12 protein-coding genes and 1 riboswitch are annotated in these 15,343 nt (G+C 74.2%); of the genes, 5 read left to right on the forward strand and 7 right to left on the reverse strand.

Annotation, left to right across the window (positions count from 1 at the left end; genetic code table 11):
* Window positions 1-109 precede the first annotated feature (109 nt).
* Window positions 110-203, forward strand: a riboswitch (ZMP/ZTP riboswitch).
* Window positions 204-246: 43 nt separating this feature from the next.
* Together AB0O36_RS01920 and AB0O36_RS01925 are read left to right on the forward strand one after the other, a co-directional pair.
* Window positions 247-1,107 carry a bifunctional 5,10-methylenetetrahydrofolate dehydrogenase/5,10-methenyltetrahydrofolate cyclohydrolase gene (locus AB0O36_RS01920; protein WP_365102653.1) on the forward strand — a complete coding sequence of 287 codons (861 nt, stop codon included), beginning with the start codon at window positions 247-249 and terminating at the stop codon, window positions 1,105-1,107.
* 1,924 nt (window positions 1,108-3,031) lie between these two features.
* Window positions 3,032-3,448 carry a hypothetical protein gene (locus tag AB0O36_RS01925; protein ID WP_365102656.1) on the forward strand — a complete coding sequence of 139 codons (417 nt, stop codon included), beginning with the start codon at window positions 3,032-3,034 and terminating at the stop codon, window positions 3,446-3,448.
* On the opposite strand, the gene AB0O36_RS01930 is transcribed toward AB0O36_RS01925, so the two are convergent.
* Both AB0O36_RS01930 and AB0O36_RS01935 read right to left on the reverse strand, forming a co-directional pair.
* Window positions 3,434-4,270 (reverse strand): helix-turn-helix transcriptional regulator, encoded by an 837-nt coding sequence (locus AB0O36_RS01930; protein WP_365102659.1) that lies wholly within the window; start codon window positions 4,268-4,270, stop codon window positions 3,434-3,436. The two genes, AB0O36_RS01925 and AB0O36_RS01930, sit on opposite strands and share 15 nt — an antisense overlap.
* Before the next feature lie 34 nt (window positions 4,271-4,304).
* The gene (locus tag AB0O36_RS01935; RefSeq protein WP_365102662.1) at window positions 4,305-6,254 is read right to left on the reverse strand and encodes an FAD-dependent oxidoreductase; all 1,950 of its coding nucleotides are present in this window, start codon (window positions 6,252-6,254) and stop codon (window positions 4,305-4,307) included.
* Between the two features lie 183 nt (window positions 6,255-6,437).
* Here AB0O36_RS01935 and AB0O36_RS01940 point away from each other — a divergent pair, with 183 nt between their 5' ends.
* Both AB0O36_RS01940 and AB0O36_RS01945 read left to right on the forward strand, forming a co-directional pair.
* Complete coding sequence (locus tag AB0O36_RS01940) at window positions 6,438-6,743, forward strand: 4a-hydroxytetrahydrobiopterin dehydratase (RefSeq protein WP_365102665.1); 306 nt, start codon at window positions 6,438-6,440, stop codon at window positions 6,741-6,743.
* Window positions 6,744-6,799: 56 nt separating this feature from the next.
* Window positions 6,800-7,534, forward strand: a complete 735-nt coding sequence (locus AB0O36_RS01945) for a class I SAM-dependent methyltransferase (RefSeq protein ID WP_365103258.1) — start codon at window positions 6,800-6,802, stop codon at window positions 7,532-7,534.
* Between the two features lie 142 nt (window positions 7,535-7,676).
* Here the strand turns inward: AB0O36_RS01945 and AB0O36_RS01950 are convergent, their stop codons facing one another.
* Window positions 7,677-8,582, reverse strand: a complete 906-nt coding sequence (locus AB0O36_RS01950) for an MBL fold metallo-hydrolase (protein WP_365102668.1) — start codon at window positions 8,580-8,582, stop codon at window positions 7,677-7,679.
* Window positions 8,583-8,718: 136 nt separating this feature from the next.
* Between AB0O36_RS01950 and AB0O36_RS01955 the strand changes: the two genes are divergently transcribed.
* Window positions 8,719-9,732 carry an AraC family transcriptional regulator gene (locus AB0O36_RS01955; protein WP_365102670.1) on the forward strand — a complete coding sequence of 338 codons (1,014 nt, stop codon included), beginning with the start codon at window positions 8,719-8,721 and terminating at the stop codon, window positions 9,730-9,732.
* 145 nt (window positions 9,733-9,877) lie between these two features.
* Here AB0O36_RS01955 and AB0O36_RS01960 read toward each other — a convergent pair whose 3' ends face one another.
* From AB0O36_RS01960 to AB0O36_RS01975, 4 genes are all read right to left on the reverse strand, one after another.
* Complete coding sequence (locus tag AB0O36_RS01960; protein WP_365102673.1) at window positions 9,878-10,315, reverse strand: RICIN domain-containing protein; 438 nt, start codon at window positions 10,313-10,315, stop codon at window positions 9,878-9,880.
* Between the two features lie 11 nt (window positions 10,316-10,326).
* Window positions 10,327-11,133 carry an aldo/keto reductase gene (locus tag AB0O36_RS01965; protein WP_365103260.1) on the reverse strand — a complete coding sequence of 269 codons (807 nt, stop codon included), beginning with the start codon at window positions 11,131-11,133 and terminating at the stop codon, window positions 10,327-10,329.
* Between the two features lie 229 nt (window positions 11,134-11,362).
* Window positions 11,363-12,124, reverse strand: a complete 762-nt coding sequence (locus AB0O36_RS01970; RefSeq protein WP_365102675.1) for an ABC transporter ATP-binding protein — start codon at window positions 12,122-12,124, stop codon at window positions 11,363-11,365.
* On the reverse strand, window positions 12,121-15,336 hold the full coding sequence (locus AB0O36_RS01975) for an ATP-binding cassette domain-containing protein (protein ID WP_365102677.1): 3,216 nt from the start codon (window positions 15,334-15,336) through the stop codon (window positions 12,121-12,123). The genes AB0O36_RS01970 and AB0O36_RS01975 overlap by 4 nt, the downstream gene beginning before the upstream one ends.
* Between the last annotated feature and the right edge of the window lie 7 nt (window positions 15,337-15,343).

Raw genomic sequence — 15,343 nt, forward strand, 5'->3', positions numbered from 1 at the left:
CCGGCCGGGGGCGGGGTTGGGCGCGGGCGGGAGAGGGGCGGGCACGGGCCCGGGGCGGGGCCGGGGACGGCCCGCCCGCCGGTCCGGCCCGGCGACTCGACTACAGTGGGCGCCGGGCCGTGACTGGCGTTCGGGTGGATCACCACCGGGGAGCGGCCCGGCGTACGACCGTACGTCGACTGCCGCGCGCCTGGGCGAAACCGCGAACCGCGTACCGCGAAACCGCAGCGACGTTCAGGAGACCCCATGACGACTGCCACCGCCCGCCTCATGGACGGCACCGCCCTCGCCCGCCGTATCACCGAGCAGACCGCCGCCCGCGCCGCCGCCGTCACCGAGCGCACCGGGAAGGCCCCCTGCCTGGCCACCGTGCTGGTCGGCGAGGACCCGGCGTCCGTGACCTACGTCCGCATGAAGCAGAACCGTTGCGCCAAGGCCGGCATCACCTCCCGGCACGTGGCGCTCCCGGCCGAAACCACCACCGAGGAGCTCGTGGCGGTGATCACGGGCCTCTCCGAGGACCCGGAGATCAGCGGCATCCTGCTCCAGCACCCGGTGCCGCACCACATCGACGAGCGCGCCGCCTTCGAGGCCATCGCCCCGGGCAAGGACGTGGACGGCGTCACCATGCACTCCTTCGCCGCCATGGGCTTCGGCCTGCCGGGATTCGTCTCGTGCACCCCCGGCGGCATCATGCGGCTGCTGGAGGAGTACGAGGTCGACCTGACCGGCAAGCACGCGGTGGTCGTGGGCCGCAGCGCGATCCTGGGCAAGCCGGCGGGCATGCTGCTCCTGGAGCGCAACGCCACGGTCACCTACTGTCACTCGCGCACGCAGGACCTCTCCTCGATCGTGCGCCAGGCGGACGTCCTGGTGGCGGCCGTCGGCAAGGCCGACTTCATCCGCGGCGAGGACATCAAGCCGGGCGCGGTCGTCCTGGACGCCGGCTACAACGAGGGCAACGTCGGCGACGTCCACTTCCCCTCCGCAGCCGAACGAGCCTCCCTGATCACCCCGGTCCCCGGCGGCGTGGGCCCGATGACGATCGCGGTCCTGCTGGAGCAGACGGTAACGGCGGCAGAAACCCAGGCGAACCTGGCGGTCTGACCGGCGCGACGGGCGGGAGGGGGCTACGGCGCTGCTGTTGCGGCCCGCTCCACCCCCCAGCCCGACCGGGCCCGGTCGGGGGTTGCCCACCCGCCCCCGGCACCGTGCCGCCGGGCAGACCGACGCAGTCGGTCGGGACCGGGGCAGCGACCGGACTCCGTCGGGACGGGATCATCGGGCCTGGCGGGGTCGGGGCAGCGACCGGACTCTGTCGGGACGGGATCATCGGGCCTGGCGGGGTCGGGGCAGCGACCGGACTCTGTCGGGACGGGATCATCGGGCCTGGCGGGGTGTGGGTGTGCCGGGGCGTTGCCTGGGCGGCGTCACGGGGGTGCCCGGGGGCTGCCCGTCAGTCCTCACTGTCCTTCCGTGCCGGCCGCCGGCGTCAAGCGCGCTCCTTCGTCGCGTCGCCCGTTGGGCGATGGCCCTCTGGGCCACCCTTGACCCCGACGTCCGTCACGGAACGACAAGGACTGTCGGGCGGCCCCCGGGGGAACGGCATGGGGGACCGAGGATCCGTCGACTCTGGCTTCGGCGGGCCGGTCAGCGGCTTGCGCTCGGCCAGCCGCCCTCCGGGCGGAAGCAGGATCGCGGTTCAGGGGATGACTGCACGAAACGACGCCCAGGGCGCGTCAGATCGCTACGTGCTCCTGCCGGAAGGCGAATCCGGCCCGCCTGTGGCCGGACATAAGCCGCCATCGATCGCTACACGGTCCGGGCCGCCCCGGCGGCCGACGGACCGGTGGGTCTGATGCATGCAGATGGCGGCAGACGCCCACGATCGCTACGTGGTTCGAGCCGGTCTCGGCGGCCGACAGGCCGATGGGGCTGGTGCATGTCAGACGGCAGACGGCGGCGCAGGCGACCGCTACTCGCTTTGCTCTGTCGGCGGATGCGGCCTGCCAGGGGCTGGGGAAATGACGCAGATGATCGCCGTTTGCTGCTGCCGGGACGGCGGCAGACAAGCCGACCCGGGCCGGGGCCTTCTGACGTCCGAGGCGGAGGCGCACGCGCGGTCGGGGAGACCGGGCGGCCGCCTGACCGCTCGTGGTGACGAACAGGCCGTCGTTTCATGCAGTCTGCCGCCTCCGGCGGCCGTGGCCGACGGCCGGTGGATCCCGCCACCCGCATTCGCCGTCCGGCGGGAGCGCGTAGCGATCGATGGCGGGTCGCCCCCGCCCGTCTGATCGTCTCCACGGACAGCCTGTCGGCCGCCATTCACCGAATGCGCACGTAGCGATCGATGGCCGCCTGTGTCCGGCCCCTGACGGCCCGCATTCGCCTGCCAACAGAAGCGCGTAGTGATCGATGGCGGCTTATGTTCGGCCCCCGACGGACCGGATCCGCTGAGAGACAGGAGCACGTAGCGATCTGACGCGCCCTGGACACGCTGGCGTGCAGTCATCCCGACGACTGCAACCCCGCATCCGCCCGGAGGGCGGCTGGCCGAGCGGAGCTGCTGCTCGTGCCCGCCGAAGCCAGAGTCGATGGGGCCTTGGGTCCCTCCATGCCGTTCCCCCGGGGGCCGCCCGACAGTCCTTGTCGTTCCGTGACGGTCGTCGGGGTCAAGGGTGGCCCAACGGGCCATCGGCTTGCCGACGCGACGAAGGAGCGCCCTTGACGCCGGCGGCCGGCACGGAAGGACAGTGAGGACTGACGGGCAGCCCCCGGGCACCTCCCTGATGCCGTCCAGGCGGAGCCTCGGCATACCCGCACCCCGCCACGTCCGATGGTCCGCTCCCACCGGAACCCTGCCAACCGCCGAAGCCCTCCCCCCGCCCCCCCCCGCATTACCTGCCAGGTAATCGACCCCCCGCCCGCCCCCGCGGCATTGTTGGGGCATCGGGTTCCGAGGCCGCGCACTCGGTCTCGGGGCCCGGGTTGACCTGTGTGTATTCGGTTTCCGGCCCCTAGGAGGGTTCCCATGTCCGTGACCCTGTTGAACGGTATTGCCCGTACCACCGAGCCCCGTGCCCTGCTGCGGCGGTTCCTGGCGCTCGACGCCGTCGTCACCGGGGCCAACGGGCTTGCGTACGCGGCCTTCGCCGGGCCGGTCGGGGAGCTGATCGGGGTGGGGGAGGGGCTGTTGTTCGAGCTCGGGCTGCTGCTCGTCGTCTACGCCGCCGGAGTCGGCTGGCTCGCTTCGCGGCGCCGGCCGGCCGCGGGCGCGGTGAAGGCCGTCGTGGAGACCAACTACCTCTGGGCCGCGGCCAGTCTGGTGGCGCTGGTCGTGTGGTTCTCGCCGACCGCGGCGGGGATGGTGTGGATCCCGGCGCAGGCCCTCACCGTCGCCGGGTTCGCCCTCGCGCAGCAGCTCGCGCTGCGCTCAACCGCCAAGTGACCGCAAGTACTTCACCGTCGCCGGGTCGGCCGGGAGCATCGTCTCGATGGCCAGCTCGGCGACGGTCACGTCCATCGGGGTGTTGAAGGTGGAGATGGACGACACGAAGGACAGCACCTGGCCGTCGTGTTCGATGACGCAGGGAAGGGCGAAGTACGGGACCGGTTCCGCGGGTTCCGCGTCGCCCGGGCGGTCCGGGACGGGGTAGGCCGCGACCTCGTCGTACAGGGCGCGCAGTGGTTCCGAGCGGGCCAGTGCGATCTGGCGTTCCATCTGGGCCAGCAGGTGTCCGCGCCATTCCTTGATGTTGAGGATCCTGGAGGCCAGGCCCTCGGGGTGCAGGGTGATCCGCATCGCGTTCAGCGGTGCGGTGAGCAGGTGCTCGGGCAGGCCGTCCAGGAGCATGAGGATGCCGCGGTTCGCGGCGATCACGTTGTACGTGGCGTCCACGACCAGGGCCGGGTACGGCTCGTAGCCCGACAGCAGTCGTTCCAGGCCCTCCCGCAGCGTCCCCATCGACGGGTCGTCGAGGGGGGTGTGCGCGTACCGGGGTGCGTAACCGGCCGCCAGGAGGAGGGAGTTGCGGTCGCGCATGGGGACGTCGAGGTGGTCGGCGAGCTTCAGCAGCATCTCTTCGCTGGGCCGCGAGCGACCCGTTTCGATGAAGCTGATGTGGCGGGAGGACGAATCGGCGCGGCCCGCCAGCTCCAGCTGGCTGATGCCGCGCCGCTCGCGCCAGGTGCGGAGCAGGGCGCCCACGGTGACGGGGCCTGTGGTGACGGGGCCTGCGGTGGCGTGGCCTGCGGTGGTGGCAGTCGTCATGGACGCGACGTTAGCCGAACCGGGTCGGCCCTGGTCAGCCCACGTCGAAGGCGTTCCGCAGGCCGAGACGGTATCGCCACCGGTCGTGCCGTTTGAGTGCCTCCACCTCCGGTGCGCGGTACAGCTTCCGGATCGTGCAGCGCGCGGTCGTCGAACCGTCCCGGTCCAGGAGGGAGTTGACGGCGGCCCGGGCGGAGGCGTTGGCGCCCTCCATGGTGGCCAGGTCGATGTCCACCGCCACGTAGTCGCCGCTGAGGAAGAAGTTGGGGATGCGGGTCCCGGCCGTCGGACGGTTGTGGAAGGTGCCCACGGGGTGGATCAGCAACTCGTCCTCGTTGACCGGGTCCGGGGTGCCCAGCCCGCCCACGCCGGGGTCCAGGAACCACGAGTGGAGCGTGGAATCCGTCAGGACCGTGCGTCCCGTGTCGTTGAGGGACGCCTTCAGTTGCGCCCACACCTCGCGGGCGACCTCCTCGCGGGTGCACTGCTTGGCCGTTTTCCCGTACAGGATCCCCGGCTTGTCCCACTCCGAGATGTCCACGGACAGGCAGTCCACCGCCGTGCCGTCGCCGTAGTCGGCGCGGAAGTCGCGGGCGGGCCAGTGCCCGGCCTGCTGGATGGCCGTCAGGGACCAGGGTGAGTCGATGCAGTTGAGGTGGCCGTGGACCAGGGGCGCTCGCGCGGTCAGGTAGAACTGGATGCCGGTCATCCAGTCGGTCTGCAGCAGATCGCAGCGCCCGAGCATCGGGTCCGCGGCGCGCAGGGCCGCGCTCCAGGTGCGGCGGGCGTGTTCGACCGGCATCGCGGAGACGTAGTGGTCGGCGATGACCGTCTGCCGGGCCCCGGCCGGGTCCTCGACCGTGACCCCGCTGACCCGGCCGTCGGCGTACCGGACCTCGCGGACGGTCCAGCCGATCCGGAACTCGACGCCCAGGGAACGGAGGTGTGCCTCCCACGGGTCGATCCACGCCTCGTTGGTGGGGAGGTTGAGGATGCGGTCGGGCGGGCCGTCGGCGCCACGGCCCAGCGCGTTGAAGACGAACGCCTCGCCGAGCGTTCCGACGGTACGGGTGGACGCCTCCTCGGCCTTGGTGGCGACGATGTTGCGGGTGACGCCGATGGCGAGGATCCGCTGGTATTCGGTGGACATCCGGGCGGCCCGGGTGAACTCCCACCAGGGGGTGCGCTCCCACACCTCCTCGCGCCGCTCGTCGCAGCTGGTCAGGAAGACGAGCGCGCGGTCGACGAAGTACGCCGTCTCGTGCAGCGGCAGACGGGCGAGGGTCTCCAGGAAGCCGGTGAGCATCCGGCGGATCTCGTCCAGGGTCAGTTCGGCGGGGGTGTGCCCCGGCCAGGGGATGGGGGCGCGCAGGTCCTCCCGGCCGGCGGCGCGGGCGAACATCATCTCGGGCGGGGCGACCAGGTTGTCCCAGACGCCGTTCGCGTTGCCGGGGAAGGGGATGCGCCGCATCGTCTCGGGCAGGTTGTGGTAGATGCCGGGGATGAAGCGGAAGCCGTGCTCGGCGGGCAGCGGCCGCCGTCCGCCGCGCGCGCTGCCCGGTACGTCCATGCTGCGGGCCTTGCCGCCGAGTGCGCGGCGCTCGTACACGGTGACGGCGTAGCCGCGCTCCGCGAGCTCGTGCGCGGCGGTCAGGCCCGCCACTCCGCCGCCCAGCACGGCGACGCGCCGGGCCGCGGACCCTCCGGCCGCCCCGGACCGGCCGGACTGCCCGGACCCGGTGGGCTCCGCGGCGGCGGCCGGGGACGCCAGGGCGCCGGCGGCGGCCAGTGACCCGGCCGCGCCCGCCGTGCCCGCGAGGAACGTACGCCTGGAGTTGCCGGGGCTGCCGCTGCCGCCGCCGGCGCTGCTTCCGGTGCTCTCGCAATCGCCCGTGCTCTCGCGATCGCCCGTGCTCCCGGAGCTGCCAGGACTGCCGGAGCTGCCGGGACTGCCGGTCTGTGTGGAACCCCTCGTGCGTGCCATGTCGGCCCCCTCTATTACCGCCGGTAACAGTCACGTCCGGCGCAGGAGCATAGGGGTGGCCCGATGGCCACGGAAGGAGCAGAAGAACCCGCGCGCACTATGGCGCGAAAGCTCCCCTCGGGCCCGCGCTGTGCGAACCTTGACCACACGTCATGAAAACGGCCGTGGAGAAGGAGCCGGTGGATGCCGAGTGAGCCGCTGTCGCAGAAGGAGATCGAGGACCGGTTGCGGGAGCTGCCGGGGTGGGCCTTCGAGGACGACCACATCCTGCGCACCTACCGGCTGGGCGGACACATGGAGGCGAGCGCGCTGGTCGCCCACATCGCCGCCGTGCAGCAGGAGTTGAACCACCACTCCGACCTGACCCTCGGCTACAACACCGTCCGGCTGTCGGTGAACACCCACAGCGCGGGCGACACGGTCACCGAGACGGACTTCGAGCTGGCCCAGCGGGTCGAGGACATCGCCCCTGCGCACGGGGCGAGTTGATGCCGCGGATACCCGTACCCGGAGTGGCGCCGGCGGGCGGGCGGCGCACCCGGCCGCTGGTCGACTACGACGCCGAGGCCGAGGCCTACGACGCCACGCGCGGTGGGGTCCCGCGGGCCGAAGCGGCGGCCGCCGCGGTCCTCGGCCTGCTCCCGCCCGGCACCCGCACCGCGCTCGACCTCGGCTGCGGCACCGGCATCGTCACCACCCGGTTGCACCGGCCGGACCTGCGCGTATTCGGCCTGGACGCCTCCTCCGGCATGGCGGCGACGGCCGCCGCCCGCGGGGTCCCGGTGCTGCTGGGCACCGGGACCCGGCTGCCGTTCCGGACGGGTTCCCTGGACGCCGTCACCGCCGTGTGGCTGCTGCACCTGCTGCGCGAACCGGGCACGGCCGCGGAGGTGATCGCCGAGGCCGGCCGGGTCCTCCGCCCCGGCGGGGTGTTCGTCACCACCGTCGACAAGGACGCGGCGCACGACGTCGGCAGCGACATCGACGAGGTGCTGGCCGCGCACCTGACCGCGCGGCCCGCGGACGCGACGGCCGAGGTCGCCGCCCACGCCGCCGCGGCGGGCCTGCGCCCCCACGGCCGGGCGCGTTTCGCCGGCCGCGGCCAGGGGCGCACCCCGAGGGGCGCGGCGAAGGCGCTGCTGGCCGGCCGCTACGCCTCCCGGATCGTCCCGCGCGGCATCACCCCGGCGGAGCTGGCGGCCCGGCTGGAGGCGCTGCCCGACCCGGACGCGCCGCGCGGGGAGCCGACGTACGAGCTGAGGTCCTTCGTCCGGACCTGAGCCGGTCCGGCCATACGGTCCGGCCATACGGGTCCGGCCGTAGGGGGCATGGCGTTGGGGGCATGGCGGACGGGGCATGGCGTACGGGGAAGGCTGTACGGGGCAGCCCGTACGGTCCGCCCGCACCCGGCGTGCCGTACGGTCAGTCCGCCGCCCGCGGTCCGAACGCGAAACCGGAGCCCGACCGGCGGACTTCCACCGCGCCCGGCCCGCCGAAGTGCGCCGGTACCACCAGCTCCCGCTCCTCCGCGGCCCGTTCGAGGATCCGGCGGCGGCTGGCCGCGGCCCGCTCGGGATCAAGGCAGAAGCAGCTGTTGCAGGAGGGGTCGAGGATCTGCACCGGACTGTGCAGCAGGTCCCCGGCGAACACCGCCCGCTCGCCCCCCGACGCCACCCGCAACACGGAGGATCCGGGGGTGTGGCCGGGTGCGGACTCCAGCACCAGGTGCTCGTCGATCCGGTGCTCGCCGTCCCACAGCACCGCCTGCCCGGCCCGGTGGACGGGCGCGATGCTGTCCTCGTAGATCAGCCGGTCGTCCACCCGCCGGCCCTGGCCGTAGCCGTTGTCCGGGCCGAAGTGGAAGTCGTCGGCGGCCGGGATGAGGTACTGCGCGCGGGGGAACGACGGCACCCACGCGCCCTCCTCGGCCCTCGTGTTCCAGCCGACGTGGTCGGCGTGGACGTGCGTGTTGACCACGAGGTCCACGTCCTCCGGCCGTACCCCGGCGCGCGCCAGCAGCCCGAGGAAATCGCCCTCCTGGCGGTGGAACCACGGCGTGCCGGGCCGCTCCCGGCCGTTGCCGACCCCCGTGTCGACCAGGACGGTCCGCCCGCCGCTGCGCAACACCCAGCTCTGCAGCGCCCCCACCGCCTGATCGGCCGCCGGGTCCCAGTGGTCCGGCGCCAGCACGTCCTCGTTGTCCCGCCACATGTCGGCCGTGGAGTCCGGGACCAGGTCCCGGGCGGCCGTGAACGGCCCCTGCCATTCGGTGATCCGGAGGACCTCGACGTCCCCCAGCACGATCCGCTGTACGTGTTCCTTGGTCATGCCGCCGACGTTACGGCGGAACGGTTGAGCATCTCAATGCCCTCTGTGCTCAAGTAAATACGCGTACGTCTCGGTGTTGATGCGGAGGGCGGCCCGGACGTTATGACCGGCGCCGCCGGGCGGATAGCGTGGCCCGATGGACGTGGTGAGTGACGCGATCTCCGCCGTGCGCATCGGGCGCCCCTCCTCCGACCGGGTCCGGATCGGCGGGCGGTGGTGCACGCGGCTCGCCCCGTACGAGGGCGCCGGCTTCCACGTCGTCCTGGAGGGCGGCTGCTGGCTGCTCCCCGACGGCGGGACCCCGGTCACGCTCGGCCCGGGGGACGCCGTACTGCTGCCGCAGGGGACCGGGCATGTGATCGCCGACTCGGCCGCGGACGCGGACACCGTGGCGCGGGCCGTGCCGTTCGAGGTGTGGCGGGAGCGGCGGGAGCGGCGGGATCAGCCGGAGCCGTCGGTGTCGTGGGTGCCGGGTGCGCCGGGGGCGCCGGGGGCCGGCGCTGGGGCAGGCCCGGGCGTCGGGGGCGGTGCTCCGGCCGGGGCCGACGGTACGGAGCTGCTGTGCGGGAAGTACCGGCTCGACCGCAGCCGGGAGCACCCGCTCATGGCGGAACTCCCGCAGGTCGTTCACCTGCCGCACCGGGTGGGTGGCGGACGGACCGAACTCCGGTCCGCCATCGATCTGTTGGGGAGGGAACTGCACACCGGTCGGCCCGGAGCCTCGATCGCGGTGCCCAGCCTCCTCGACCTGCTGCTGGTCTACATGATCCGGGCGTGGACGGCCGAGAGCACGGCCGGTGCCTGGCCGGCCGCGCTCGGCGACCCGGTGGTGGCCTCCGCCCTGCGCGCCCTGCACGCGGATCCCTCCGCCCCCTGGAGCAACGACCGGCTGGCCGCGGAGGCCGGTGTCTCCCGCCCCACGCTGGCCCGCCGGTTCACCGCCCTGGTGGGGCGGCCGCCGATGGCGTACCTGACCTGGTGGCGGCTGACCTCGGCCGCCGCGCTGCTCCGGGACACCCAGGACCCGCTGGCGGCCGTCGCCCGGCGGGTGGGGTACGGGACCCCGTACGCGTTCTCGCACGCCTTCAACCGGGAGTTCGGCACCACCCCCGGCCGCTACCGGGCGGCCGCGGGCACCGGGACGGGCTGAGCCGGCCCGTCCCGTCCCGGCCTCTCTCGGCCCGGTGCCACGAGCGGTGACCGTACGGCAGGCGGCAGGCAGTCCGGCCGACAGGCCCGCAGACCGCCAGGCCCGCAAGACCGGCAGGCCGTCGGTCCGGCGGGCCGGCAGGCCGTCAGGCGGGTTCCAGGCGCCAGCCCTGCGTAGGGGAGTCGGTCTCCTCCCACTGCCGGGCCCAGCCGTCCCCGTCCACGTCCAGCGGCAGGCCGCTGATGCACGCGATCAGCGACACCACACCCGGAGCGTCGAGGTGCTCCTCGACCAGCCACTCCTGGGCGCCGTAGCCGTTGGCCTTCCACAGCTGGACGCGGGTGCCGCTCTCCGTCGAGGCACCCGCCACGTCCAGCCGCTTGCCGCTCGCCTCGTGCACCACGTGGAAGACCCCGCCCCCGCTGTGCACGGGCACCAGCCGCCACCGCTGCGCGGCCGTGCCCGCGGCCTCGGTCAGGTCTCCTACCCGGACCCGCGCACCGCTGCCCGAGCGGCCGCCGTCAACTTCCAGAACCAGGCCGTTCCCCGCGTTGCGCAGCAGGTACACGCCCTCCGTCGGCACCGGCGCCCCCTTCAGACGTCGAAGACGGCCGGGTCGGGGCCGATGCGGCGGCCCGCCGCGCTCGCGCCGAGCGCGTCCAGCGCGGCCAGGTCCTCGGCGTCAAGCTCGAAGCCGAACACGTCCAGGTTCTCCTGGATCCGGGACGGGGTGACGGACTTCGGGATCGCGATGACGCCGTGCTGGACGTGCCAGCGCAGCACCACCTGAGCGGCCGTACGCCCGTGCTTCCGTGCCACCGCCGCGACCTCGGGCAGCGCCAGCAGTTCCTTGCCCTGGCCGAGCGGGGACCACGCCTCGGTGGCGATGCCGAGTTCGGTGTGGACGGCGCGCAGCTCCTCCTGCGGGAACAGCGGGTGCAGTTCCACCTGGTTCACGGCCGGGACGAGCGGGCTCACCTCGCGGAGGCGGCGCAGGTCCTCGGGGCGGAAGTTCGACACGCCGACGGCCTTGGCCCGGCCGCTCTCCGCGATCTCCTCGAAGGTCTGCCAGATGGCCAGGTAGTCGTCGCGCATGGGGCGCGGCCAGTGGATCAGGTACAGGTCGACGTGGTCGAGGGCCAGCTTGGCGAGGGACTCGTCGAACGCGCGCAGCACGCTGTCGCGCTTCCACGTCTCGGCGGGGCCGTTCCAGAGCTTGGTGGTGACGAACAGCTCCTCGCGGGGCAGGCCGGACGCGGCCACGGCCCGGCCGGTCCCGGCCTCGTTGCCGTAGACGGAGGCGGTGTCGATGCTGCGGTAACCCGCCTCCAGCGCGGCTCCGACGACCTGCTGGGCCTCGGCGTCCGGCACCTGCCAGACGCCGAAGCCGAGCTGGGGCATGAGGGTGCCGTTGTTGAGGGTGACGGTGGGGACCTGGGGCGCCTGGTTCACGGCGGGACGTTCCTTCGGGTGCGGTCGGTCGAAGAGACGGACGGTCGGACGGTCAGACGTACGCGGGTACGGGGGTACGGCGTACGGAGAAGGCCAACCGGCCCCCCGACCGGGATATTCCTCCGACTCCGTTCCGGGCGACTCGATGTCCGGCGACCGGGCCGCAGGCGACGGCACCTCAGGCCGTGCCTCCCAGGTACGCCTCCCGGACCAGTGGGTTCGCCCGGACCTCTGCCGCGGTGCCCTCCGCGAGCACGGTGCCGAGGTCCAGCACCACCACGCGCGCGCACAGCTCCATGACGAAGGCCACGTTGTGCTCGACCAGCAGCACCGCGCAGCCCTCGTCCCCGGCGAGCCGCCGCACCACGGCGGCCAGCCGCTCCCGTTCCGGTGCGGACATGCCGGAGGCCGGTTCGTCCAGGAGCAGCACCCGAGGCGGGTCGGCCAGCGCGCGGGCCAGCTCCACCATCCGGGCCCGGCCCACCGGAAGGCCGGCGGCGTAGGAGTCCCCCAGCGGGGTGAGCCCGCAGCCGGCCAGGACCTCCGCGGCCCGGGCCCGCCGGTCCCGGTCCCGGGCTCGTCGGCCGCGGAGTCCGGCGCCGCGCCACTCCTGGGCGACGAGGAGGTTCTCGGCCACGCTGAGCTGGCCGAACAGCTGCTGCCGCTGGAAGGTGCGGCGCATGCCGTGCCGGGCCCGCCAGACGGGGGAGCGGCGGGTGATGTCCGTTCCGTCGAGGAGCATCCGGCCGCCGTCGGGCCGCCGGATCCCGGACAGTACGTCGAACAGGGTGGTCTTGCCGGCCCCGTTCGGGCCGATCAGCCCGCACACCTCCCCGGCGCGCAGCCCCAGTGACACCCCGGTCAGGGCCCTGACCCCGCCGAACCGGACACTGACCCCGGCGGCTTCCAGCACGTACGGACCTCTGTCGGGGCCACTCATCGGCTCATCCCCAGATACGCCTCGGTGAGCCGGTCGGCCTCCACCTCGGCGCGGGGACCGCACCAGGAGATCCGGCCCTCGGACAGGTAGGCGACGGTGTCGGCGATGCCGAGGACGTCGGCGGCCTTCTCCTCCACCAGCAGCAGTGCCGTGCCGGCCGCGCGGAGCTCGATCAGGAGCGAGTGGACGGCGTCCACGATGCGCGGGGCGAGGCCGAGCGAGGGCTCGTCGGCGATGAGCACGTCCGGCGGGCGCTGCAGGAGCGGGGCGAGGGCCAGCATCTGCTGCTCGCCGCCGGAGAGGGAACCGGCGGGTACGGTGCGGCGCTCGGCGAGGCGGGGGAAGCGGTCGTAGACGGCGCCGCGGGCGGCGGCGTCATCCAGGTACAGGGCGAGGTTCTCCTCGATGGTGAGCGCGGGGAAGATGCCGCGGCCTTCGGGCGCGAGCAGTACGCCGGCCCGGGCGCGGCGTACGGTGCCGTCGCGGGTGGCATCGCGGCCGGCGATACGGACGGTGCCCGCGGTGGCGGGCAGCAGGCCGGCCGCGACGCGGCAGGCGGTGGTCTTCCCGGCCCCGTTGGGCCCGAGCAGCGCCAGGATCTCACCCCGCCGCACGGCAAGGTCCACCCCGTGCAACACCACCCCGCCGTCGTACCCGGCACTGACCCCTTCCAACGCCAGCGCAGCGCCCACGCCGACGGCGTACAGGCTCGGGGCCGGCGCCCCCGCGGGATCCGGGGCGGGCCCGCGTGGGTGTTCGGGCGTCCGCGCCCCCGCGGACCGGCGTCCCCCGGCATCCGCCCGGGCGCCGGTCTTCTCGCCGCCGCCCATGCCGGCGGTGTGGGGGTTCGGGGACGCAGCCCCCAGCGGGTGCGGGGCGGAGCCCTGCTCAGGGTCCGGGGCGGAGCCCCGTGCGGGGTCCGGGGCCGTGGCCCCGGTTTCGGGAAGGGGTGGGGTGGGGGAATGCCCCGCAGGGCCGCCCGCCCCTGCGCCCGGCGCGAAGCCCAGGCCGGCCACGGGCCCTGGCCCCGGCCCCGGCCCAGGCCCAGGCCCCGGCCTCGGGACGGGCATGTGGGCGGGCGGGTGGCCCGCCATGGGTGAAGGCTCGGGCGCAGCCGACGGGCCGGGCACGGGCCCCGAAGCAGCCACCGGCGCGGAAGACGACGCGGCAGTCGGAGGCGCAGGAGCAGCCACACGCGCCGGGGCAGGTACCGGCCCCGGCGGCAGCCCCGTCGCGGGCGAAGGCGCGGGCACGGCCGCCGGGCCGGGCACGGGCCCGGCAGGCGCAGCCACCCGCCCCGCCACCGCCGCGCGGCGCCTCGCCAGCCGGACCGGGATCGCCGCGCAGTAGCCGTCCGGGTCGTTCGCCAGCGCCAGGCCGGCCAGGCCGAAGAGGATCACCGGGAGGTGCGCGGAGTCGGTCACCCAGTCCCCGAACAGCGTCGGGACCGCCGCGAACACCAGCCCCGCCACCGCCGCGTACTGCGGCCTCCGCAGCCCCGCCGCCACGGCCACCGCCAGCCACACCAGCCCGGTCATCGCCGTGAAGTCGGTGGCCGTGATCCGCGTGTTGTACGACGCGTAGAGCACGCCCCCGAAGCCGGCCAGCCCTGCCGACACCGTGAACAGCAGCAGCTTCGTCCGCAGCACCGACACCCCCGAGGCCATCGCCGCCGCCGGCGCGGACCGCACCGCCAGCATCGCCCGCCCCATCGGCGAGCCGCGCAGCGCCGTCAGACCGGCCGCCGCCACGGCGGTGACGAGCACCAGCGCCACCCCCAGCGCCCGGTCGTCCCCGAGGTCCACCGGCCCGATCACCGGCCGCGGGATCGCCCACCCCGAGTCGCCGTTCCGCAGCCAGCGCAGCTGGAACAGCACCTGGTCCGCCAGGAACGCCAGCGCCAGCGTGGCCAGGGCCAGCGAGCGCCCGCCCAGCCGCAGCGCCGGCAGGGCGACCAGTGCGCCCAGCAGCGCCGCGACGCACGTGCCCACCGCCAGCGCCGCCACGAACGGCCAGCCGCGGCTCATCAGCAGGCCCGCCACCAGCGCCGCGCCGGTCACGAAGGTGGCCTGGGCCAGCGACACCATCGCGCCGAGGCCCGTGACCACCGTGAAGGACATGAAGACCAGGCCGATCGCCAGGCCCTGGGCGAGCAGCCCGCTCCAGAAGGGGGTCGTCACCGTGTAGAAGGACGCGGCCAGGAGCACCGCGGCCACCGCCCACGCCCCCCACCGCCGCGCCCACGAGGCCCCGGCCAGGTGGTCCAGCGGCGGCGGGTCGGAGGCCGCCGTGCCCGCGGCGCGGGCCCGCCGGGTCAGGACCAGCAGTCCGCCGAAGAGGATGAGGAAGGGGACGGCGGTCCGGAAGCCGGTGACGTCCTCCGCGAAGGAGGCGTACCCGGCCACCAGGTTCTGCAGGACGCCCAGCCCCAGCCCGCCCGCGAACGCCAGCGGCACCGAGGCGAACCGCCCGATGACCGCCGCCGTGGCCGACACGAACAGGAACAGCGTGAAGTCGTGTGCCGACAGGCCCAGGAGCGGGGTGGCCAGCACCCCGGCCAGCCCCGCCAGCCCGGACGCGATCATCCAGGCCACCGAGGACAGCCGGTCGGCGCTGATCCCGCGCAGCTCGGTCAGCGAGCGGTTGTCCACGGCCGCGCGCAGCCGCAGCCCGAGCCTGGTGTGCCGCAGCAGCACCCACAGCGCGGCCGCGATCACCGCCGTCACCACCCAGGTGATGAGCTGGTCGGAGTCGATGCCGACGCCGTCCGTGAGCTGCCAGGACTTCGCCGGGCTCGGCCCGACCCCCGGCAGCCCGAACTGGTTCTCGGCGGGCAGCACCGGCGCCCCGGCGTCCGCCAGCAGCTCCACCGCCCACAGTCCGGCCGCGGGCAGCGCGACCAGCAGGCCGATGGTGGCCACGATCTGTGCGGTCTCGCCGACCCGCGCCAGCTTGCGGAACATCAGCCGGTCGAGCGCCCAGCCGAGGCCGGGCGCCAGGACGAGCACCACCAGCAGGGCGGTCGGCACGGCGGGCAGGCCCAGGCCCGAGTGCAGCTCGTAGAAGACGAGCGCGGACACGTACGCGGTGGCCCCGTGCGCGAAGTTGAACAGCCCGGACGCCGAGTACGACAGCACCAGCCCGGTCGCGAGCAGGGCGTACAGCGCGCCGGAGACCAGTCCGCTCAGCACGAAGACGAGCAGATCCCCCATCCCGGTG

The sequence above is a fragment of the Streptomyces sp. NPDC089799 genome (assembly GCF_040684755.1).
GTDB lineage: Bacteria > Actinomycetota > Actinomycetes > Streptomycetales > Streptomycetaceae > Streptomyces.

Coding starts and splice junctions, on each gene's coding strand:
- AB0O36_RS01920 (WP_365102653.1), top strand. CDS start 247: ATGACGACTGCCACCGCCCGCCTCATGGACGGCACCGCCCTCGCCCGC.
- AB0O36_RS01940 (WP_365102665.1), top strand. CDS start 6,438: ATGCCGAGTGAGCCGCTGTCGCAGAAGGAGATCGAGGACCGGTTGCGG.
- AB0O36_RS01955 (WP_365102670.1), top strand. CDS start 8,719: ATGGACGTGGTGAGTGACGCGATCTCCGCCGTGCGCATCGGGCGCCCC.
- AB0O36_RS01935 (WP_365102662.1), bottom strand. CDS start 6,254: ATGGCACGCACGAGGGGTTCCACACAGACCGGCAGTCCCGGCAGCTCC.
- AB0O36_RS01930 (WP_365102659.1), bottom strand. CDS start 4,270: ATGACGACTGCCACCACCGCAGGCCACGCCACCGCAGGCCCCGTCACC.
- AB0O36_RS01950 (WP_365102668.1), bottom strand. CDS start 8,582: ATGACCAAGGAACACGTACAGCGGATCGTGCTGGGGGACGTCGAGGTC.
- AB0O36_RS01970 (WP_365102675.1), bottom strand. CDS start 12,124: ATGAGTGGCCCCGACAGAGGTCCGTACGTGCTGGAAGCCGCCGGGGTC.
- AB0O36_RS01925 (WP_365102656.1), top strand. CDS start 3,032: ATGTCCGTGACCCTGTTGAACGGTATTGCCCGTACCACCGAGCCCCGT.
- AB0O36_RS01975 (WP_365102677.1), bottom strand. CDS start 15,336: ATGGGGGATCTGCTCGTCTTCGTGCTGAGCGGACTGGTCTCCGGCGCG.
- AB0O36_RS01965 (WP_365103260.1), bottom strand. CDS start 11,133: ATGCCCCAGCTCGGCTTCGGCGTCTGGCAGGTGCCGGACGCCGAGGCC.